Source organism: Winkia sp. UMB3158 (assembly GCF_030217145.1).
Classification (GTDB): Bacteria; Actinomycetota; Actinomycetes; order Actinomycetales; family Actinomycetaceae; genus Winkia; species Winkia anitrata.
The window spans coordinates 83390-105225 of record NZ_JASONH010000007.1 but is presented as its reverse complement, the minus strand read 5'-3'; the positions used below and the strand labels follow the sequence as shown (position 1 = coordinate 105225).

General features: G+C 56.1%; 22 protein-coding genes. 21 read left to right on the top strand and 1 reads right to left on the bottom strand.

Translation table 11 applies throughout. The annotated features are described in order from the left end of the window. Positions 1–18 precede the first annotated feature (18 nt). From rbfA to QP400_RS09000, 8 genes are all read left to right on the top strand, one after another. Positions 19–462 (top strand): 30S ribosome-binding factor RbfA, encoded by a 444-nt coding sequence (gene rbfA, locus QP400_RS09035; protein WP_004804765.1) that lies wholly within the window; start codon positions 19–21, stop codon positions 460–462. Positions 463–465: 3 nt separating this feature from the next. Next, the gene (gene truB, locus QP400_RS09030; RefSeq protein ID WP_004804767.1) at positions 466–1410 is read left to right on the top strand and encodes a tRNA pseudouridine(55) synthase TruB; all 945 of its coding nucleotides are present in this window, start codon (positions 466–468) and stop codon (positions 1408–1410) included. Beyond that, the gene (locus QP400_RS09025; protein ID WP_004804768.1) at positions 1403–1555 is read left to right on the top strand and encodes a hypothetical protein; all 153 of its coding nucleotides are present in this window, start codon (positions 1403–1405) and stop codon (positions 1553–1555) included. Before truB ends, QP400_RS09025 begins: the two co-directional genes overlap by 8 nt. Before the next feature lies 1 nt (position 1556). Further along, positions 1557–2543: a bifunctional riboflavin kinase/FAD synthetase gene (locus QP400_RS09020; protein WP_004804771.1), complete on the top strand. Its 987-nt coding sequence runs from the start codon at positions 1557–1559 to the stop codon at positions 2541–2543. Between the two features lie 236 nt (positions 2544–2779). Then, a complete protein-coding gene (locus tag QP400_RS09015) occupies positions 2780–4801 on the top strand; it encodes a neutral/alkaline non-lysosomal ceramidase N-terminal domain-containing protein (RefSeq protein WP_004804774.1) in 2022 nt (673 codons plus the stop codon). A 59-nt stretch (positions 4802–4860) separates the two neighbouring features. After that, positions 4861–5364: a GNAT family N-acetyltransferase gene (locus QP400_RS09010; RefSeq protein ID WP_083285971.1), complete on the top strand. Its 504-nt coding sequence runs from the start codon at positions 4861–4863 to the stop codon at positions 5362–5364. 150 nt (positions 5365–5514) lie between these two features. After that, positions 5515–5784: a 30S ribosomal protein S15 gene (rpsO, locus tag QP400_RS09005; RefSeq protein WP_004804779.1), complete on the top strand. Its 270-nt coding sequence runs from the start codon at positions 5515–5517 to the stop codon at positions 5782–5784. 157 nt (positions 5785–5941) lie between these two features. Beyond that, positions 5942–8362: a polyribonucleotide nucleotidyltransferase gene (locus QP400_RS09000; RefSeq protein ID WP_004804781.1), complete on the top strand. Its 2421-nt coding sequence runs from the start codon at positions 5942–5944 to the stop codon at positions 8360–8362. A gap of 58 nt (positions 8363–8420) precedes the next feature. On the opposite strand, the gene QP400_RS08995 is transcribed toward QP400_RS09000, so the two are convergent. After that, positions 8421–8972: a hypothetical protein gene (locus QP400_RS08995; RefSeq protein ID WP_004804783.1), complete on the bottom strand. Its 552-nt coding sequence runs from the start codon at positions 8970–8972 to the stop codon at positions 8421–8423. Positions 8973–9166: 194 nt separating this feature from the next. On the opposite strand from QP400_RS08995, the gene QP400_RS08990 reads away from it, so the two are divergent. The 13 genes from QP400_RS08990 to QP400_RS08930 all read left to right on the top strand — a co-directional run bounded on the left by QP400_RS08990 (position 9167) and on the right by QP400_RS08930 (position 21814). Next, positions 9167–10504, top strand: coding sequence for a M16 family metallopeptidase (locus QP400_RS08990; RefSeq protein ID WP_004804784.1), 1338 nt, complete (start codon positions 9167–9169; stop codon positions 10502–10504). 4 nt (positions 10505–10508) lie between these two features. Further along, entirely contained in the window at positions 10509–11240 is a 732-nt protein-coding gene (gene dapB, locus QP400_RS08985) for a 4-hydroxy-tetrahydrodipicolinate reductase (RefSeq protein WP_004804786.1), read from the top strand. Beyond that, a complete protein-coding gene (locus QP400_RS08980) occupies positions 11237–11818 on the top strand; it encodes a GNAT family N-acetyltransferase (RefSeq protein WP_004804788.1) in 582 nt (193 codons plus the stop codon). The genes dapB and QP400_RS08980 overlap by 4 nt, the downstream gene beginning before the upstream one ends. A gap of 59 nt (positions 11819–11877) precedes the next feature. Beyond that, positions 11878–12765 carry a 4-hydroxy-tetrahydrodipicolinate synthase gene (gene dapA, locus QP400_RS08975; RefSeq protein WP_004804789.1) on the top strand — a complete coding sequence of 296 codons (888 nt, stop codon included), beginning with the start codon at positions 11878–11880 and terminating at the stop codon, positions 12763–12765. A 63-nt stretch (positions 12766–12828) separates the two neighbouring features. Next, entirely contained in the window at positions 12829–14520 is a 1692-nt protein-coding gene (locus QP400_RS08970) for a ribonuclease J (RefSeq protein WP_004804791.1), read from the top strand. Positions 14521–14523: 3 nt separating this feature from the next. Next, positions 14524–15459 carry a PfkB family carbohydrate kinase gene (locus QP400_RS08965; RefSeq protein WP_285462644.1) on the top strand — a complete coding sequence of 312 codons (936 nt, stop codon included), beginning with the start codon at positions 14524–14526 and terminating at the stop codon, positions 15457–15459. A 60-nt stretch (positions 15460–15519) separates the two neighbouring features. Next, positions 15520–18066, top strand: coding sequence for an FtsK/SpoIIIE family DNA translocase (locus tag QP400_RS08960; RefSeq protein ID WP_004804798.1), 2547 nt, complete (start codon positions 15520–15522; stop codon positions 18064–18066). Between the two features lie 53 nt (positions 18067–18119). Beyond that, positions 18120–18758: a CDP-diacylglycerol--glycerol-3-phosphate 3-phosphatidyltransferase gene (pgsA, locus tag QP400_RS08955; RefSeq protein WP_004804799.1), complete on the top strand. Its 639-nt coding sequence runs from the start codon at positions 18120–18122 to the stop codon at positions 18756–18758. Between the two features lie 132 nt (positions 18759–18890). Continuing rightward, positions 18891–19217 (top strand): helix-turn-helix domain-containing protein, encoded by a 327-nt coding sequence (locus QP400_RS08950; protein WP_048707580.1) that lies wholly within the window; start codon positions 18891–18893, stop codon positions 19215–19217. Then, complete coding sequence (locus QP400_RS08945) at positions 19218–19439, top strand: DUF3046 domain-containing protein (protein ID WP_004804803.1); 222 nt, start codon at positions 19218–19220, stop codon at positions 19437–19439. 203 nt (positions 19440–19642) lie between these two features. Beyond that, positions 19643–20737 (top strand): recombinase RecA, encoded by a 1095-nt coding sequence (gene recA / locus QP400_RS08940; RefSeq protein ID WP_004804812.1) that lies wholly within the window; start codon positions 19643–19645, stop codon positions 20735–20737. Next, complete coding sequence (locus QP400_RS08935) at positions 20737–21315, top strand: regulatory protein RecX (protein WP_285462642.1); 579 nt, start codon at positions 20737–20739, stop codon at positions 21313–21315. The genes recA and QP400_RS08935 overlap by 1 nt, the downstream gene beginning before the upstream one ends. 10 nt (positions 21316–21325) lie before the next feature. Next, entirely contained in the window at positions 21326–21814 is a 489-nt protein-coding gene (locus QP400_RS08930) for a CinA family protein (RefSeq protein WP_004804816.1), read from the top strand. The last annotated feature ends 22 nt before the right edge of the window (positions 21815–21836 follow it).

Sequence of the window (21836 nt, the reverse complement as noted above, 5' to 3'; positions counted from 1 at the left end):
CCTCTTTGGGAGGAAAATATGGCAGATGAAGCACGTCAGCGGAAGGTAGCGGACCGGATCCAACAGACCGTGGCGCGTCTATTGGAAAGGCGCATCAAGGATCCGCGGATCGGTTTCGTGACAATTACGGATTGCCGTGTAACCGGAGATCTCCAGCACGCATCGGTTTTTTACACCGTTTTCGGCGATGAGGCTTCCCGTTCGGCAAGTGCCGCCGCGCTTGAATCCGCTAAGGGGCTAATACGTTCCGAGGTTGGAAAAGCTTTGGGTATCCGGCTTACGCCGACCCTAGAGTTCATTCCCGATGCCTTGCCTGAAGCCGCGGCTTCGATCGAGGAGGCCCTAGCAGCCGCCCGCGACCGTGACGCCAAGATTGCTCAGGCTGCTCAGGGAAAGTCTTACGCTTCTGACCCTGACCCCTATAAGGCCCCGCGCGTCAAAGACGAGGAATACGAGGACTAAGTAATGCGCCTCGAAGTACCCCGGGGGCAGCATCCGGCTGCTCCCGGGTTTGTCGTAATTGATAAGCCCGCCGGATGTACTAGTCACGATGTCGTATCGGCTGTACGCAGGCTAGCCTGCACCCGCAAAGTGGGCCACGCCGGAACCCTTGACCCCGATGCAACAGGAGCCTTGGTGGTGGCGGTAGGCGCCGGAACGAAACTGTTGCGCTACCTTACGGGCGCGGATAAGCAGTATCTTGCCCGCGTCCGCTTCGGCATTAGCACAACCACGGAGGACGCCTCCGGAGAAGTTACCCAGGCACTGGGAGCAAGGCTATCTGCAGAGCAGATAGAAAATGCTGCAAGCCGCCTCCGAGGCAATATAATGCAGGTGCCCTCTGCGGTATCAGCTATAAAAGTGCAGGGTAAACGCTCCTATGAGCTCGTCCGCGAAGGCAAAGAAGTCGCCCTCGAGGCGCGCCCGGTAACCATAGATGAACTGGAATTAACCTCTGAGCCTCAACAGGTGCGCGCCCAAGTTCCCGTCACGGACATTTCGATAAGGGTGACTTGTTCTTCCGGAACTTACATTCGTGCTCTTGCAAGAGATCTGGGGGAGGCACTTGGATGCGGGGCGCACCTAACCTATCTGAGGCGTACTCGCGTAGGCGGCTTTACCCTAGATCAGGCAGTGCAGCTTTCGGATGCACTTGTAGATGGCGAATTGCCAACCATTTCACTGTCCGAGGTCGCCGCGTGGTTCTTCCGGACCATGGTTTTGAGCCCGCAACACGTGGAAGATGTCCGCTGCGGACGGCGCCTCCACGTTGCCGAGGGCGCAGAAGGCACCTGGGCAATGCTGGATGGAACAAACAAGCTCGTAGGTATGGCAACATTAAGTGCGCAGGGCGACGGCTGGCGCCTCCAACCGAAGACGGTAATTCCACAGGAAGGATCCAATGGCTGACGAGAAGAACGGCTGCTCTTGCGGCGGTAAGTGCAAAGGCGGACACACCTCCCACTCGACCTCGCATAAGGTACGGGGAGCCATGGGAGTAGCGCCGGCAGGAAGAAAAGAACTAGGTCTTCGAGGGCAGGCGAAAGAAAAGTAAAATGCGAGTCTGGCACGGCTTGGACGAAGTCCCTACTGACATCGAATCGGTTGCAACTATAGGTATCTTCGATGGTGTCCATCGCGGGCACCAGAAAATCCTTACTACCGCCGTACGTGATGCACAACGGCTCGGGGTGCTGTCGGTAGCAGTTACTTTTGATCCCCATCCCGCGGTAGTACACCGTCCCGAGGGGATCGAACTGATCATGCCGTTGTCAGATCGGCTGGGGCAGATAGCCGCCCTCGGCGTTGACGCGGTGCTGGTCGTGAACTACGACCTGAAACTAGCCTCTTTGACCCCTTACGATTTTGTGCAGAAATTCTTCGTCGATGGGCTTGGGGTGGCGGAAGTCGTCGTAGGCGAGGATATGCGTTTCGGTAGAAACAACGCCGGCACGGTAGAGACCTTGCACGAATTGGGCGATAGGTTCGGATTCGACGTTACTGAAATAGTAGATGTGGAATCCTTCGAAGGCAGACGATGGTCTTCCACCTGGGTCCGGCAGGCGCTGGCCGCTGGTGACGTAACTCTTGCCAATAGGATTTTGGGACGTAACTACCGACTGCGCGGCAGGGTAGAACACGGCTTTAAGCGAGGGCGCCAACTAGGTTTCCCCACCGCGAATCTGAACTCCAGGGGAGTCGGGTTTGTCCCGGCAGACGGAGTATATGCCGGCTTGATAGTGAGGCAAATCCCGGAAGCGCCCGCCTGCGAGATGCTCCCTGCTGCCATCTCGGTTGGCACCAATCCACAGTTCGATGGGGAAGTGCGTACAGTCGAAGCCCACGTGCTTGGCCGCTCGGATTTGAATCTGTACGGAGAAGATATAGCGGTAGATTTCGTTGCTCGGATCAGGCCGATGCAGCAGTTCGACTCTGTGGAAGAACTGCTGGAGCGAATGGACGAAGATCTGCTGGAAGCTGCCAGGGTTCTGGGAGCGCCTCCCACTGGTCGTATCGCGCCCGAGGCAGTAACAGCTAAATAGGTGTGTCAAGGATTACAAGAAAATTTTGAAACTGTAAATCTTAGACACCATTGGAAATAGAGGAAAATATTTTAATCTTTTTCTGTGATTATTTCTCTGTTTCAGGCCGGTGCGACTTACGTCGGCCGCCCTTAAAGCCCAAAATGGTGCGAAAAAGTTAAAATATTTAACCTGTGGTAACCCGCGGTTTTTCATATAGTCGCATTGAAGATCCCAATCTCATCTAAGGATTTTTTATGCGTAGAAGATTTACATCCGCACTGCTTGGGATTTCTATGGCGCTGTCGATGGCCGCTGTAGGATCCCTTGCTCCTAAGACAGCTTCGGCAGAAGAACCTTCCTTCCTAGCCGGGCGCGGAATGGCCGACATGACAGGTGAGCCGGGCGAAAACGGCATGATGGGTTACGGTGATTCGCGCCAGAAGAGCGCCGGAATTCACTCTCGCCAATTCGCGCGCGCCTACGTGATCGTCGACCCCAAGACGAACAAACGTGTTGTCTTCCTATCTGGCGACATGCTTTCGGGTACCAACCTGGAGCGCGAGTTGCTGCTGAAGAAGCTGCGGGAGAAGTACGGTGACAAGTACAACGACGGTAACGTTCTGATCGCCGCTACCCACACTCATTCCACTCCCGGCGGCACCACTGATTACTCGCTCTACAACATCACCACCATGGGCGTGCACAAGCAATCACTTGACGCCACCGTTGACGGTTTTGCCAAGGCTATTGATCGTGCCGAGGCCGACTTGGCGCCCTCGCAGGTATCTTTCGGTTCGGACAAGGTAGAAGATGCAGGCGTAAACCGGTCCATGGACGCCTTCATGAATAACCCGAAGGAACTGCGTGACAAGCTGCCGGGCGATCGCGACTCGCGCTCCGATACGATGGCTATCTCTCGGGATGGCAAAGTCACTGGTTTTGTCAACTGGATGGCAACCCACGCAACCACCCTTCCCACTGAAAACAAACTGATTTCTTCGGACAACAAGGGGTATGCCGAGTACCTAGACGAGGTCAAGGAAGCAGGCGTGGACTACACCAAGCTAGACTCGCCCTCGATGGTGGCTGCCTACGTTTATTCCAACGGTGGCGATCAGACGCCTAACCTTGGATTGAAGCCGGCCACCGGCCCCTCCTCGGATCCTTTCAAGAGCGTAGAGATCATGGGCAAGCGGATCCATGACGGCGCCGAGAGGTCGCTGCAGAAGTTGGCAGTAGACGACAACACCACTGTTGACTACCGCATGATGTGGGTCGATATGCAGAACCAGAAGGTGGCCCCAGAGTTTTCTACTACCGGTAAGGAAGAGAAGACTTGCCGCGCAATTGTTGGTGCTCCCTTTGGCTCTGGTTCTGAAGAAGATGGTGGCGGCGGTGTCACCTTCTTGGGTGAGGGCTTGGATAAGAACGAGCTCATGGATTCGTTGACTAAGACCACCTACGATGCAACTCCCGGCCTGAAGGATTGTCAGGGCCCGAAGAAGGTACTGTTCGAATCTGGCATGGTGGATTCCGTGCAGGGCGTACTTCCTGTACAGGTTCTGCGCATTGGTGACCACTACATCCTGGGCATGCCCGGCGAGGTTACTTCCGCATCCGGCGTGCTCATGCGTGAAGCTTTCGCAAAATCTGCAGGAACCACGGTAGATAAGGTAATGGTCTCTTCTGCCGCTAATGCGTACGGGCACTACTTCACTACTCCGTGGGAATACGACAGACAGAATTACGAGGGCGGCGCGACCATTTACGGCCGTTACACCGTGCCTGCCCTAAACCAGGCCTTGGCCGCGGTGGGGAAGTCCTTCAAGGAAGGTGGCGCTGAGGTGGTTGGTACAGCTCCGAAGATTCGCCCGTTCGTTTACTCGGCGTATGGCAAGGTTTTGCACGATACTCCCGGAACACACAAGTACGGGGACGTGTTGATCCCGGTGCGTGGCAATTACCGCAAGGGTGACGTGGTAAAGGCTGTATTCCAGGGATCTCACCCGAACGTGAATATTCGCCATGAGGGCACCTACCTACAGGTGCAAAAGCGTGAGGGCGACAAGTGGGTCGACGTTGCTAAGGATTCGGACTTTTCTACAAAGTTCAATTGGAAGCGCAAGGGGATTTCTGCCTCTGAGGTAACCATGGAGTGGGATACCACCGAGGCCGAGCCTGGCACCTACAGGATGGTTTACAACGGCACTTCGAGGGCGCCGGGTAACCATGACACGGAATTCCAGGGGGTAACCGGTTCCTTCCAGGTTGAGTAAAATCCTTCGTAATAAAAGTGACCGCTCTTTTGGGCGGTCACTTTTATTACGATGTGCGTATGCGGATTGCGTTTAGGAGGGCCTGCCAGAGCGACCTGGCGAAGCTGATGCAGATGTTTGCTTATGGGCAAAAGAGGCTTGCCGCCATCGGTGTCGATCAGTGGGAAGAGGGGGTTTATCCGAATGCGCAGATAGTTGCCGACGATATTGCTGCCTCCATTTGCTATGTAGCGCAAACAGGTGGCGAGGTGGTGGCTACCATGAGCATTGACCCGAAGTCGGATCCTTGTTTTGCTCGCGCGGATTTAGCGTGGCGGTACCCTCCAGAACAGGCGGTGGTGCTGCACAGGCTAGCCGTTTGCGAGTCTGCTCAAGGTAGGGGAGTCGCTAGGGAATTTCTGCGTTTTGCATCTGCTTTGGCAGGGAGAAAGCATTTGCGCGTCGACACGTCCCCGCAGAATCTTCCGATGGTGAATCTGTTGCTCTCTGAGGGGTATGAGCGGGTCGGTACCTTGGTATATGAGGACTATGGCAACATTCGGTGTGACTGCTTTGAAAAATAGAGCGTGCCTCATCTCACTGAACGCGCAGCTGGGAGCCCGTAACTGGAGCTGGTAGCATTGTCGGTGCCGTCATGCCGGCCACGGTAGCGTCATGCTCGGGTGAATGGGCCCCGGTGCTCCGTGCAACAACAATATAGAAAGAGGGACGAAGTGTCGCTTACTAAAGAAGAAAAAGACCAGATCATTGCAGAATATGCAACCCACGAGGGCGACACCGGTTCGCCCGAGGTGCAGATCGCTCTGCTATCCAAGCGCATCAAGGATCTGACCGAGCACTTCAAGGATCACAAGCACGATCACCACTCCCGTCGTGGTCTGCTGCTCCTGGTAGGCCAGCGCAAGCGTCTGCTGGGATACCTGAAGGAAGTTGACATCGAGCGTTACCGTTCCCTGATCGAGCGCCTCGGTCTGCGTCACTGATTGTCTTCTTTTCGGCCCGGGCGTCAGCTCGGGCCGAAAGTATATGTTCTGGCACTAGTTAAAAAACTGAGTCTAACCGTTAGACTAACTATCGGGAACCCAGTCGCGTCGGTCTTCGGTAGTGGCTTCCGGAAGTAAGGTCCGTGAGTCTCGATCGATGACCGCCATGTGGGTTCCTCCGATACCTACACAGAAGGAAACCGATTTAGTGTTTGAAGGAAATGACATCACTGCTGCAGAAGCAGTAATCGACAATGGTCGCTTTGGTAAGCGCACCATCCGTTTTGAGACCGGTCTGCTAGCCAAGCAGGCCGCCGGTTCCGCCATGGCTTACCTCGATGGCGAAACTGCTATCTTGTCCGCTACCACCGTGGGCAAGCACCCCAAGGATCAATTTGATTTCTTCCCCCTGACTGTTGACGTCGAGGAACGCCAGTACGCAGCAGGGCGGATCCCCGGAAACTTCTTCCGCCGTGAAGGTCGTCCGGGCACCGACGCAATCTTGGCCTGCCGCTTGATTGACCGTCCTCTTCGTCCTTCGTTTGTGAAGGGCCTACGTAACGAGGTTCAGGTCGTCGAGACGGTTCTGGCAGTGCACCCCGATGACGCCTACGACGTGCTCGCCATCAATGCTGCTTCTATGTCCACCCAGATTGCCGGCCTGCCTTTCTCGGGTCCGATCGGTGGTCTTCGCCTGGCTCTAATTGAAGACCAGTGGGTGGCTTTCCCCCGTTTCTCCGAAATGGAGCGTTCTACTTTCAACATGGTCGTCGCAGGCCGCGTTGTTACCCGCGCTGACGGGGAAGAAGACATTGCCATCATGATGGTCGAGGCCGGTGGCGGCGAGAACGAGGTCGAGCTGATTGCCGCGGGTGGCACCAAGCCCACCGAGTCTGTGGTTGCTGAGGGACTCGAGGCTGCGAAGCCGTTCATTCGTGAGCTCGTTCGTGCCCAGCAGGAGGTTGCCGACAAGGCTTCCAAGCCCACCGCCGAATTTGAACTGTTCAAGGATTACTCGGACGAGCAGTACAAGGCTGTCGAAGAGAAGGTATCCGCGAAGCTGCCCGAGGCGATTTCGATCGTCGAGAAGCTGCCTCGCGAGGCCAAGCTCGAAGAGATCCGCGATGCCGCCCTGGAGGAACTGGAAGAACAGTTCCCGGAGCAGGAAAAGGATCTGAAGGCCGCTTTCAAGGCTATCGAGAAGGAAGCTATTCGTTCTCGCACTCTGCACGAGGGCGTTCGTATGGACGGGCGTGGGTACACCGATATCCGCACCCTGTCTGCCGAGGTCGAGGTCCTGCCTCGCGTCCACGGCTCCGCCCTCTTCCAGCGTGGCGAAACCCAGATCATGGGCGTTACCACGCTGAACATGCTCCGCATGGAACAGCAGATTGATGGTCTGACTCCGGTTACTCACAAGCGGTACATTCACCACTACAACTTCCCGCCGTACTCCACTGGCGAGACCGGTAGGGTAGGTTCGCCGAAGCGCCGCGAGATCGGCCACGGTGCGCTAGCTGAGCGCGCACTTGTTCCGGTTCTTCCTTCCAAGGAAGACTTCCCGTACGCGATCCGCCAGGTGTCGGAAGCACTGGGTTCCAATGGGTCTACCTCCATGGGCTCCGTTTGCGCTTCCACCTTGTCGCTGATGCAGGCTGGCGTTCCGCTGCACGCACCGGTTGCAGGTATTGCTATGGGCCTTATGTCCGAGCCTATGGAAGATGGCAAGACTAAGTACGTCGCCCTCACTGACATCCTTGGCGCCGAGGACGGCTTCGGCGACATGGACTTCAAGGTTGCCGGTACCAGCGAATTCATTACTGCGCTGCAGCTGGATACGAAGCTGGACGGCATCCCGTCCGACGTTCTGGCTGCTGCTCTGAGCCAGGCCCGCGACGCCCGCCTTCACATCCTCGAGGTAATGGCTGCCGCCATCGATACTCCGGATGAGCTGGCTGCCACCGCGCCGCGTATCATCACCGTCCAGGTGCCGGTCGACAAGATTGGCGAGGTCATTGGCCCGAAGGGCAAGATGATCAATCAGATCCAGGAAGACACCGGAGCCGAGCTGACCATCGAAGATGACGGCACTGTCTACATTGCTTCTGATAATGGCGAGAGCGCAGAAGCAGCGCGCGCCGCGGTCAACGCGATTGCTAACCCGCAGCTGCCCGAGGTCGGAGAGCGCTACGTCGGTACTGTTGTCAAGACGACCTCCTTCGGCGCCTTCGTTTCGCTTACCCCAGGTAAGGACGGGCTGCTGCACATCAGCCAGATCCGTCGCCTGGTTGGCGGCAAGCGTATCGATTCTGTCGAGGACGTGTTGAACGTTGGCCAGCAGGTCGAGGTCGAGATCGCCGAGATCGATGCTCGTGGCAAGCTTTCCTTGCACGCGGTTGTCGAGGGCGAGGAGGCAGAATCTGACTCGGAGGCTAAGTCTGAAGAGTCTGAAGAGCCGAAGAAGGACGAGGAATCTCGCCCGCGCCGGCGCCGTCGTCGTGAAAACGGTTCGGGGGAGCGTCGCCAGCGGCGTAACCGTTCCCGGTCCCGTTCGCGTTCGAAGGACGACCAGGAATAATCCGTAGATAAGTTTTGGCCCGCAGCCTCTGGCTGCGGGCCAAAACTTATTAACAGAGTTAGGCAGTAGCTTTAGAAGAGCCGCGCTTTGTTGAGTTGCCTAGGAAGGAATAGATGAGCGCGCCCGCACCTACGATCAAGGAGCCGATTCCTGCCCAGAAGGCCACGGTACCCATCGTCCAAAAAGCGTAGGCGTTGAGTAGCATGCCGCGCAGGGAGTTGCCCTGGAACATGTCGGCACGTAGCTCGCGAAGCTTGGCAACTTTCTGCGGGTCAGCCTTGGGATCTGCCGACAGTTTCATGTATTCGCCAGAAACCTCGTTGTAGTTCTTCCCACCCGCCATCTGCTTCAGGTGTTCTTTTATGTAGTAGTCCGAGAAAGCGAAGGCTTGGTTGCCGTCCTCCATAGGCTGGCCCGCATATTGGAGGAGGTGATCTTTCTGCTCTTGGGTAGTTAGATTCTCCTTGGAGGGCATGGTTATCTGTTGCTCGGAAAGCTGTGAGCTAACAGAGGAGTGTAGGAACAGCCCGCCTCCGATTGCTCCTATGCCAACTAGCACCAAGATGGTTCCTAGGACTCTAGCGATGGCTTTGTATATTTGCTGATTCAACTTAATCTCCTATCCGAAAAGCATTCACCTATGTCTCGCGAGAAAATCTACCGCAGCTAATGGGTATTAGCTAGGTTTGAAGGCGAATAATTACGCTTATCGCCCAAGGTGAACAGTTGCGCCTGCAACTAGGTGGTTAGAGTTGTCTCATAATGGTTGGTGAACTTATGTCCGGGCAATAGAATAGGAAACCTATGGATACCGGTAGCTTTGAATTGCCTCGCGTCAGTTGCAACCAGCCTGGAGCAGACCTGTCTATTGCTGAGGACGGGACCTTGATCAGGCGCACAATCTTACCGGGAGGTCTGCGCGTAATTACGCAAAACGTGCCCACCTCTCGGAGTGTCTCCTTGGGGGCTTGGGTAGAAGCAGGCTCCCGCGACGAAGCTGAAGGCCATTACGGTTCCACCCATTATTTGGAGCACCTGCTGTTCAAGGGGACTGAGAACCTTACCGCGTTAGATATCTCGTCCTCGTTTGATCGGGTTGGAGGCGAATCAAACGCCGGCACTGCAAAGGAATACACCACTTATTATGGGCGAGTTCTTGCCGCAGATATGCCGATGGCTCTTCAGATTATTTTGGACATGGTATCCAGAGCCAAACTGGATCGTGCCGATTTCGAAATGGAACGCACCGTTATCCTGGACGAGCTAGCAATGGCAGCCGATGACCCGACTGATTTAGCGCACGAGAAGTTCGCGGGTGCCATGTTTGCTGGTCATGAGCTCGCCCGCCCAATCGGGGGCACCCCGCAATCGGTAACGGCAACTCCGCTCGAAGCTGTACGGGAGCATTATCAGCAGACCTACGTACCGTCTGGAATCACGATCGCGGCTGCCGGAAATGTGAATCACGAACAGCTGTGCGAATTGGTCGATGACTTCAGGCAATCCGGAGCGTGGGCGGATCGGTCAGGCGAGGATGAGGATGCCCCCAGGCCGGCCCGCTCGGTCACCGAGGTACGTCCGACCCAAGAAGCGCAACTGCACATTGAGCGTCCCATTGAACAGGCACACCTACTGGTAGGAGGGCGAGGCTACTCGATTAGCGACGAACGCGGCTATGCCGCAACGATCGCCTCCACAATTTTGGGCTCTGGGATGTCCTCGCGCCTGTTCCAACAGGTACGGGAAAAGCGGGGGCTTGCATATTCCACTTTTGCTTTCCAGTCGGCGTACGCGGATGCGGGGTACTTCGGTATGTATGCCGGATGTCAGCCCGGCAAGGTCGACGAAGTTCGCAAAGTAATGTTGGGAGAATTGGAAGATATGGCCCAAGGGGGAGTGCGGGAAGAGGAGATCGCCCTCGCCCTCGGACAGCTACGGGGCGGAACAGCCTTGGGGATGGAATCTGCTTCGGCCCGGATGAATAGATTAGGGCGGGCTGAGATTGGCAGGCACCGGCTGGATACCTACGACTACACAATGGCAAAGCTAGAGGCAGTGTCGGCGCAGCAGATTAGCACGATCTGTAGAGATCTCATAGAGGGAGCCCGCGTGGAAGTAGTGGTGGGCCCAAAGGTAGGGTGAAGTGATGATCAAAGTAGCAGTAGTAGGCGCTTCCGGGCGCATGGGAGCAACTGTTTGTGAGGCAGTTTCCCAGCAAGAAGACATGGAATTAGTGGCACGTCTGGATTCGGGTGATTCCATCGATGAACAGTCGTTGGCGGGTGCTGAAGTTACGGTGGACTTCACGGTTCCTGCCGTGGCTTTCGATACTGTGAGTGCTGCGCTTCGGGCTGGATCACATTCCGTAGTGGGCACCACGGGGTGGACCCCTGAAAAGTACGAACAGATTACCCGGGTTGCCGAACAGGCGGGTAAGAACGTTCTGATTGCTCCGAATTTCGCGTTGTCGGCGGTATTGACCATGAAATTTGCTGAGTTAGCCGCACCTTACTTCGATAGTGCCGAAATTATCGAGATGCACCATCCGAATAAGGTGGACGCGCCTTCCGGGACTGCCATTGCTACCGCGGGGGCGATTTCTGCCGGAAGAGCGGGCAAGCCGGTGCCTGACGCAACTGAATCGGACCCCGAGGGCGCTCGCGGTGCCAAGTATGAAGGCGTACCGGTTCATGCAGTCCGACTGCGTGGCCTCAATGCTCATCAGGAGGTTTTGTTCGGTAACCCTGGAGAACAGCTCGTACTGCGCACCGATTGTTTTGACCGAGAATCCTTTATGCCTGGCGTAATGCTTGCGTGTCGGAAAGTGGGCGGGCTAGCTGGGCTCACTATTGGTCTCGATAAGGTGATGGGGCTATGAGGAGCGCGGACAATTCTGTTCGCCCTGCTGTAGTTGAGGATGCCGAGGCAATTGGCAGTATTCATCTGCAGGCAATGAAGACGGAGCTGGCCGGGGTGCTGGAAAATCCATCACCCGCCCTTCTTGCTAGCTTGAAACGGGAACAATTTACTCGGACGTGGAAAGAATCAATTGCTAATCCGCCTGATGGTCGGCACATGGTACTTACTGCCATTGCTGGGGCAAAAGTTGTTGGTTTTGCGGCGCTGGCACCAGCTGAAGACCTGTCGGAGGCAACCTCTCTGCCGGATGGTCCTGCTCCGCTACAAGAGCATCCGGCAGAGGCGCAGATTGTTGCGCTAGAAGTGGCTGACTCGGAACGTGGTAAAGGGCACGGATCCAGGTTGCTAGCTGCATGCGCTGACATGCTTGGACGCACCGGAGCGAAGCGGGTGCAAGTGTGGATCAGCGGTGGAGATGCTGGGCGAATCAGTTTTTATACCGAGGCCGGATTTGCGCCCGCAGGCGTGCGTAGAAAGCTCCAGGTTGGCGAACAATCCTTAGTGCAACACGTTTGGTACACGCAGTTGCAAGACTAAAATAGATCCACACTTTGGTACGAAAAGTTTTTCCTTCCCGTTAACTTTAGGGTAAGGATATGGCAGCTCATACATTCGGCACTCTAGCCACAGCGATGGTCACCCCGTTCCAGAAAGACGGGGAGGTGGATTATGAGGCGGCGATTAACCTTGCCAGGAAACTTGCAGCAGACGGCTGTGATGCTATCTTGCTCTCTGGCACCACCGGGGAATCCCCAACTACGCACCAGCCTGAAAAGGCAGAACTGATCCGTTCTGTAAAGGCAGCAGTAGATCCTAGCGTGGTGGTATTCGCAGGGGCCTGTTCGAATGACACCGCCCACGCGGTGCGGATGGCTGAAGGCGCTGCCCAGGCTGGCGCTGACGGACTGCTGGTTGCGGCTCCCTATTACAACCGCCCTTCCCAGGAAGGGGTGTATCAGCATATTCGCGCAGTGGCGACCTCGACTGACCTTCCGGCCATGGTCTATGACATACCTGGACGTACCGGTCTTGAGATTGGCGAACACACGTTAGATCGCCTCGCCCAAATTGAGCAGATACAAGCATTTAAAGATGCAACGGGCAATGTCGAGCGGGCGCAGGAGAGGCTTGAACGGACCGGACTCGACTGCTATAGCGGAGACGATGGGTTGAACTTCTCTTTCCTAACCCACGGCGCCACGGGCGTCATCTCGGTGGTATCGCATGTGGGGGCAGCCTTTTACCGGCAAATGATAGATGCGTTGGCTCAGGGCGACATTGCTACTGGCCGGGCTTTAACATCTAAGTTACGTCCTCTAGTGAACGCAATTATGGGAGGCGGACAGGGGGCCGTAATGGCGAAACACGCCCTCGTTTTGGCCGGAGTTCTGTCTGAGCCGACACTTCGTCTGCCGTTGGTGGCAGAGCCAGAGGATAAGGTGCTTGCCTTGAAAGTAGTTATGGAAAAACTGGGTCTATGCTGAAACATTTTCACCTTGCCCGGCGAATAGGTCGGTGTTTCGCGTTTTAGATGACACAATAAGAGTGTGAATTCTCTTTACCCTGACTTACCCACCCCGCCGAAACTGGCCAAAGACACCCTGCGCGTAACTCCGCTGGGCGGCCTAGGTGAGGTCGGACGGAACATGACCGTATTCGAGATCAACGGCAAACTATTGATCGTCGATTGTGGCGTACTGTTTCCTGAAGAAATCCAGCCGGGTGTAGACCTGATTCTTCCGGACTTTTCGGCAATCTCTAACAGGATGGATGACGTGGTGGGGCTTGTGCTCACTCACGGCCATGAGGACCACATTGGCGCGGTCCCGTACCTGTTGCGTTTGCGCCGCGACATCCCGATCTACGGCTCGCGCCTAACTCTTGCGTTCTTGGAACCGAAGCTGGCAGAACATCGGCTGCGCGACACAAACCTAAACGTGGTTGCCGAGGGCGACACCGTTCAGATCGGCGGGTTCGGCTGCGAATTTGTTGCAGTAAACCACTCCATTCCGGATGCGCTTGCAGTCATGATCCGCACCGAGGCCGGAAACGCCCTAGTTACGGGCGACTTCAAGATGGACCAGCTGCCCCTAGATCGCCGTATTACAGACCTGCGTTCCTTCGCCCGTCTTGGCGAAGAGGGCGTAGACCTGTTCATGGTGGATTCGACCAACGCTGAAGTGCCGGGATTTGTTACCCATGAGCGCGAGATCGGACCCGTCATCAGTGCGGTGTTCGGCAAAGCACAGGGGCAGCTGATTGTCGCCTCGTTCAGTTCGCATGTGCACCGTGTCCAGCAAGTACTAGACGCTGCTGCCGAGCACGGTCGCAAGGTTGCCTTTGTGGGGCGCTCTATGGAACGCAACATGCGTATTGCGATGGAGCTGGGGTACCTGAATGCTCCCGAGGGCGTAATCGTTTCTTCTCGCGAAATTGAAAACTTGCCCCCACGGCAGCGGGTCTACATGGCCACGGGTTCGCAGGGCGAGCCCATGGCAGCTCTGGCCAGGATCGCCAACGGCACTCACAAGTTCATCTCGGTAGGTCCCGAGGACACTGTCATCTTGGCGTCCTCGTTGATCCCCGGAAACGAAAACTCCGTATATCGCGTAATCAATGCTCTGATGCGCCTAGGTACCAAGGTTGTGCACAAGGGCAACGCAAAGGTGCACGTATCTGGACACGCCGCCGCAGGGGAATTGCTGTACTGCTACAACGTGGTTCAGCCGAAGAACGTGATGCCGATTCACGGCGAGATCAGACACCTCGTGGCAAACGGCCGGCTGGCTGTCCAAACGGGAGTGCCGGCGTCGCGCATTGCCCTGGCAGAAGACGGGGTAGTAGTCGACCTCGCCAATGGGCAAGCTTCCGTAGTTGGCGCAGTGCCCTGTGACTACGTGTACGTAGACGGTGGTTCGATCGGCGAGATCAGTGAAAGCGAACTGCACGATCGGCTAGTGCTCGGCGAAGAGGGCTTTGTCAGCGTCTTCGCCGTTGTCGACCTCGAAATGGGGCAGGTCCTGGCGGGCCCGCACATTACCGCTCGCGGGATGGCCGAGGACGAAGCTGTGTTTAGGGAAGTGCTCCCCGATGTGGCAGAGGCTCTTGCGAAGGCGGCAGCACCGGGGCACGTGGACGCTTACTCACTGCAGCAGGCCATGCGACGCGCCTTGGGACGGTGGGTTTCCCGCAGGCTGCGGCGACGCCCAATGATTGTTCCCGTGGTTATTGAAGGGTAATTGATGGCTGGTTCTTTGGTTGCTGTTGCATCGGTCATTTTGACTATGCCGATGCACGTTCCCCATCTTCCTGACAGGGGAGGCGAGGTCTCTGCGACCATGTCTTCTGTTGGAGTAGGCGGCGCGTTCCCAGTAATGGTCGCTGCCCGCCGCCAAGGAGTCGAGGTGTGGTGCGCTGCCTGTATGGGCACCGGACCGAACTCCATGATGGTTGCCGAAGAACTGGGGCGCGAAGGAATCACCGTCGTCACCTCTGACGTAGTGGGTGACATCGGCATGAAACTAGTACTTGTCGAAGCCGATGGGTTCATCTCTTCAGTGGTGGCTCCCGGAGTCGAAGCGGAACAGGAATTAGCTTCCTTGCAAAGGCTCCAGCTAAAGGACAAGGACATGGTCTACGTGTCTGCCTCTGACCTGGTTTCTCCGGCATATCAGAGCGCGCTAGAAGGTTGGCTCCCCGACTTTCCTGAAGGGGTAAGTTTGACGCTGGCTTTGGGCCCCCAGATAAAAGAAGTAGACCCTGAATGGCTGCGGCGAATCCTGCCGCACATCGACCTGTTAACCATGAATAGGCGGGAAACGGACTTGCTTCGGGCAGTCTTGGGCCGGCAAACCCTACACGATGCGCTAAGTGAGGTTATGAAACCGTCAGCGGTCATCGTCCGCCGGGATTCCTCCAGGGGCTGCTGGGTCACCGACGGCCCAAACTCCGAACCGGTCAAAGTACCAGCATTCCCATCCCAAATTAGAGATACAGCCGCGGTGGGTGACGTACACACCGGGGTACTGTGCGCATCTCTTCTGCAGGGACACGACCCAATTACTGCCGCCCGACGCGCCAATGCTGCCGGTGCCATCATGGTCGGACGCCCAGGAGGGCGGAACGTGCCAGACGACCGGGACGGGGAGGCACTTATGGCGCAGGATTCGCTCACATAAGCCTTACCGCGGCGTGGCCGGAAGGTGACTTTTGGACTTTACCTATAGTCTGAAACCGCTATGGCTACACGCAAGAAAACACCGAAGAAACCTGAACCTCCTAAGGAATACACGCCCTCGTTGAGGCGCGACGGCTTGGCTTTTGCGATCATTGGGCTGGCAGTCGTCATTGCACTCCGCGAGTGGTTTGGCATGTCGGGCCTGGCAGGGGACGTGATCCACCACGTGGCCGCAGGGGCCGTCGGGGTTTTCTCTGTCGTCGCACCGCTGCTCGCCCTTTGGGTTGCATTGGGTATTTTCCGCAACCGGGAACCTCTTGGCGCTAAGGCGCACGTAATTGTCGGCACCCTTGGGGTAGTGATCGCCGCTACCGGGATTGTGCACGTCGGGCGAGGGGCACCTTCGCTCGGTAACGGCATTGAAGCGCTGGAACAAGCAGGCGGAATTATCGGATGGGTTCTAGGGCACCCGCTAGCCATTCTGTTTACTCGGGTAGGTGCGGCACTGTTGCTTGTGCTGATTTTTGCCTATTCGCTGTTGGTCCTTACTGAAACGCCGTTGGCAAGTGCATTCGCTGCCGCTAAGGCGTGGTTTGGTTCTGCAGAACAGAAGTATGCCTCTTGGCGGAAGGGACATGAAGAAAAACGGGAGGAAGCCGGCGATAAACCGAAACGCAGTTCGCGCTTTGCCCGTTCAAGTAAGGGGCAGAGCGAAGAGAAGCTGGACTCCTACGATGGGGATGATGCTTTCCGCACGCCGTTGCACACCGAGACACCGGCGGAGCCGACTCGGGTCATCTCAGAACCTGTGCCGATTGTGCCTGCCTTCGAAGAACCGCCTGCATACGACGATCACACTCAGCTGCTGGAAGAGCCTGCCAGCTCCGAAGTAACCCAGGTGGTTGCTCCAACTGGGCCTATTGCAAGCGGAGGCAGCACCGTTGCCGCATCGGGCTCGCCTGCCCCCGTTGCGCAGGAACCAGAAGAGGAATCGTCGGCGTTTGAAGCCGATACTAGTTTCGATGACAAGCCCTACGACTTGCCCCAGGACTCACTGCTTATTAAAGGCGCTCCGCAAAAGCTCCGCTCGTCGGCAAACGACAAGGTAGTGGCTCAACTACAGGGAGTTCTTGACGAATTCAAGGTCGATGCGAAGGTCACCGGCTTTTCTAGGGGACCAACAGTTACTCGGTACGAGGTACATCTAGGAGCCGGGGTAAAGGTAGATAAGATTACCAACCTCGAGAAGAACATCGCCTACGCTGTAGCCAGTGCCGACGTGCGAATTTTGAGCCCAATCCCGGGCAAACAGGCGATTGGCGTCGAGATTCCAAATAGCGACCGAGAAACGGTAGTTCTTGGTGACGTACTGCGGTCTGATACTGCGAAGAAGAATTCCCATCCCTTGGTTGTGGGCCTGGGCAAAGACATCGAGGGCGGTTTCGTAGTCACGAACATCGCAAAGACTCCGCACTTGCTAGTAGCGGGTGCTACGGGATCTGGTAAGTCCTCGTTTGTAAACTCGATGATCACCTCCATCATGATGCGAGCAACTCCGGCGCAGGTTCGCATGATCCTAGTGGATCCCAAGCGCGTGGAACTTACCATCTACGAGGGCATTCCCCATCTGATAACTCCGATCATCACCGATCCTAAGAAAGCGGCAGAAGCGCTGGAATGGGTCGTAAAAGAGATGGACGCGCGCTACGACGATCTGGCGCGTTTCGGCTACAAGCACATCGACGATTTCAACGCGGCGATTCGCAATGGAAGCATTCAGCTGCCGCCGGATTCCAAGCGCAAGCTGGAGCCGTACCCTTATCTGCTGGTGGTAGTAGACGAGTTGGCGGATCTAATGATGGTGTCGCCACGGGATGTAGAAGCGTCAATTCAGCGTATTTCTCAGCTGGCGCGTGCAGCTGGTATTCACCTGGTGCTGGCCACCCAGCGACCTTCTGTAGACGTAGTTACGGGACTTATCAAGTCGAATATTCCCTCCCGCCTTGCTTTTGCTACGTCCTCGTTGGCTGACTCTCGCGTAATTTTGGATCAGCCGGGTGCCGAGAAACTGATTGGGCAAGGTGACGCGCTGTACCTGCCCATGGGGGCTTCAAAACCGATCCGTGTGCAAGGCGCGTGGGTCAATGAAAGCGAAATACACCAGGTTGTGAACCATGTGAAGGCACAGCGGGAAGTTACTTATCGCGAGGACGTGATCCCGGCTGAGCCCACCAAACGCGTTATTGATGACGACATTGGTGACGATCTGGATGTCTTGCTTCAGGCAGCAGAATTGGTGGTATCTACCCAGCTCGGATCCACTTCGATGTTGCAGCGCAAATTGCGGGTCGGCTTTGCCCGCGCTGGCCGTCTAATGGATTTGCTGGAATCTCGGGAAATCGTTGGCCCAAGCCAAGGATCGAAGGCACGCGACGTCCTAATTCCGCCGGAAGAGGTCGATCGCGCACTCGCGATCATCAAGGGTGAGTCCGTACCTGAACCGGAAGTCAGCGAAGGCCCCGATCTTCGCCCGCTAGAGGAGCAACATCCAGAACTGGAAGTAGTAAATAAGGACAGCGAAGATGCGTGGGAACTGACTGGGCGCTAAAGGAAGTGTAAAATACCGTAAGGTACGGAAAATTAGCAGAACGGGTTAGGAAATTGAGCAAAGAAACGGATGAAGAGACCAGAGCGCTCTCGAATCTGAACGTTGCCAACGTATTGACGATCATCCGCCTAATCTTGGTGCCAGTGTTCATAGGGCTGATGCTGGTGCAGACTTCCTATAAGGCTCGAGCCTGGGCAACGGTAATTTTTTGCGTTGCCGCGGCCACCGATCATCTAGACGGTATGCTCGCTCGCAGGCTGCATATTGTTACCAATTTCGGCAAGATTGCGGATCCCATTGCTGACAAGGCTCTGGTTATTGGCGCCTTCATAATGTTGTCTGTTGTGGGGCAGCTGCCCTTCAAGTACTACTGGTGGTTCCTTGCGATGATTATCGGCAGGGAGGTGGCAGTCACCCTGCTTCGCATGAGTGCCCTTCGCAAGGGGGTCGTCATCCCTGCCAACATGTGGGGCAAGGGCAAAACGGTAACCCAGCTGCTACTAATTTTCCTGATGCTTATCCACGTATTCTTCTCGGGCGCTGCCTACACGGTAATGGACTATCTGATCCAAGCACTCATTGTGATTACATTTGTGATCACTGGGCTGTCCGGTTTTATCTACTTCTTGGATGCTCGTAGCAGTAGCAAAGTAGACGTTCAGAAGGATCCCAGGAACTCCGGCAATAATTAGTTTTATGGCCGCCACTGAGGCCTCGGGCAAGGCTAGTGGCGCATGTCACGCCACAATTTTCAAGTGGCGGGAATGAAATAGAGGAATGGAGTGTTGACAATTAACGTGAAGAAGAAACTGACTAATACGGAAATTAAGCCCACTGTCAACCAAGCTCGTACAGCCTCGGTTAGCCGTGTCTCGGTTCCGTTGCTGCGTCATGAGGTAGGGGATGTGCTTCGCATGATCCGCCAGTCGCAGGGGCGTACTCTGCGTGAGGTGTCGGCGCAGGCGCAGGTTTCCCTGGGGTACCTCTCTGAGGTAGAACGCGGGCAGAAGGAAGCTTCCTCTGAATTGCTAGAGGCTATCTGCCAGGCGCTGGATCTGCCTATGGCTACCCTGCTTCGCGAGGTCGCGGATCGGTTCGCCCTTGCCGAGGGCGTTGGGTTGCCCTCGATGTCCATGTCCTTGCACGTCTAGATGAAGCATTCGCAGTTCTGGAAGAACCTGGAGCAGGTGTACGGATCTGCCTACGGGCAGTCGTTGGCTGCAGATCTGGTGTTGGAACCCTGGTACCAAACTGCGGCTGATGTTTTGGAACAAGGTGTCGAACCGCAGCGAGTGTGGGAGTCGCTTATAGATGCCACTTCGAAGCCTGAAGAGTTCAAGTGGTTGCATATGGCACAGAATAAAAAGAAATAGACTTTGGCGCGCTTCGGCGCGCCAATTTTATTTCGAACACCTGTTCGCAGTAAAGTGTGCACAGGCGAGGTTGACCTTGCAGTTCGTAGCAGCTGTGGATTGTGTCTTCATATGTCGGTGGCCGGACATATTCTCGCTACCAGGGCCCCGGAGAGGGGAATCTGGTTGCAGGCCAGTTCTGTAGGTACTAGGAGGACAAGATTATGGCTACTCAGGCTCAGGATCGCTCTAAGGCGCTCGACGTTGCACTAGCGCAAATTGATAAGGCTTTTGGTAAAGGCTCTGTCATGCGCCTTGGCGATCAGACGCATCGGGCAGTATCGGTGATCCCCACCGGTTCGCTGGCATTAGACATCGCGTTGGGGGTTGGAGGATTGCCGCGCGGCAGGGTTGTGGAAATCTACGGCCCAGAGTCCTCCGGTAAGACTACGGTTGCGTTGCATGCGGTAGCGTCGGCGCAGAAGGCCGGCGGAAATGCCGCGTTCATCGATGCTGAGCATGCCCTTGATCCGGAATACGCCAAGAAGCTCGGAGTCAATACGGACGATCTGCTGGTGGCCCAGCCGGATACGGGGGAGCAGGCCCTCGAGATCGCGGATATGCTGATCCGCTCTGGTGGTATTGACATTATCGTCATTGACTCCGTTGCGGCCTTGGTTCCCAAGGCTGAAATAGAAGGAGAAATGGGCGACTCGCACGTAGGGTTGCAGGCTCGCTTGATGTCGCAGGCGCTACGGAAGATGACCGGCGCACTGTCGGCCTCTGGTACTACGGCAATTTTCATTAACCAGTTACGCGAGAAGATTGGCGTATTCTTCGGTTCGCCAGAAACTACCACGGGTGGCAAGGCGCTCAAGTTCTACTCGTCTGTGCGGCTCGACATTAGGCGCATCGAGACTTTGAAGGATGCCGGCGCTCCGGTTGGTAACAAGACTCGCGTGAAGGTAGTCAAGAATAAGATGGCGCCGCCGTTCAAGCAGGCTGAATTCGACATTCTTTACGGCGAGGGCATCTCTAGAGAAGGCTCCTTGATTGACATGGGTGTCGAGACGGGAATCGTGCGGAAGTCTGGTTCGTGGTTTACCTATGGCTCTGATCAGTTGGGCCAGGGCCGAGAGAACGTCCGTCAGTTCTTGAAAGACAATCCTGAGCTTGCTAACGAGATTGAGCGCAAGATCTTGGTAGCTGTGGGCATAGTTGACGGTGCGGAAGAGGCACCCGAAGCAGCTGCTTCCCAACCTGCAGCGAAGAAGAAGGGGAAGAACACTAAGAAGAACGTCGAGGACGGAGGCTTTTAGTGGTTTCCTACTTCGATCCTGAACAGGGCGAAGCGGAACGTAAACGGCGCGATCCGGTAAAGGCTGCTAAGAGGCGGGCAAAGCGGCGGCAAGAAAATGCCGAACTGGGCTTTGACGACGCTGTGCAGAAGGCCCGTGAGGCCACGCTGCGGATGCTCGATGGAGCAGCTCAGTCTACCGGTCAGGTCAGAAAGAAGCTTTCTCAAAGAGGCTTCGTCACCGAGGTCATAGATCAGGTTATTACCCGTTTTGAAGAGGTGGGACTGCTCGATGACTTGCAATATGCGCAGATGCTGGTTCGCACTAAGAATGCGGAGCGATCGCTGGTGGGGCGTGCCCTGTATGCCGAATTGATGAAGAAGGGAATCTCTCCCGATATTGCTGCACAGGCGATGCAAGAAGTCAGCGAGGTAGACGAGCAGGAATTAGCCAACCAGTTAGCTGTGAAGAAGGTCGGTACACTGAAAGGGCGTCCTCGGGAGGTGATTATTCGGCGTACCAACGCTTTTCTGGCTCGTAAGGGGTATGGTCCTGGCCAGTGCAGGCAAGCTATCGTGGCTGCGCTGGAACAGTTTTAGAAAGGAAAATATGACAGAGGCTTCGACTAATCACACATTGGCTGCCCAGCTTATCCAGGGTTGCAAGGATATGGGCTACTCGATCGCAGTTGCGGAATCGCTAACTGGCGGATGGCTGGCATCGTCAATTGTTGATATACCCGGAGCGTCTACTGTTTTCCGTGGGGGAGCCCTCACTTACCAGACTCAAACTAAAGCCTCTGTTCTGGGTGTTTCAGCGGAAGAACTAGAGCAGACGGGCCCGTATACAGATTCGGTCGCAAGGCAGATGGCCGAGGGCGTGTTGAAGCTCTATTCGGCCGATATGGCAATTGCGACCTCTGGCGTTGCCGGTCCTGGCGACGATGGCGGGCACCCAGCCGGAGAGGTGCACATTTGTGTACTTACCCCTACTAAGCAGATTCTCCGCACTGTGAATATCGAGGGAGACCGCGCCACCGTACGCGCGCAAAGTGTGATTCTTGCCCTGGCAGCGGCAAATACTGCTCTAGAAGACTAGTCCTACTAGCTCAGATGCTCTA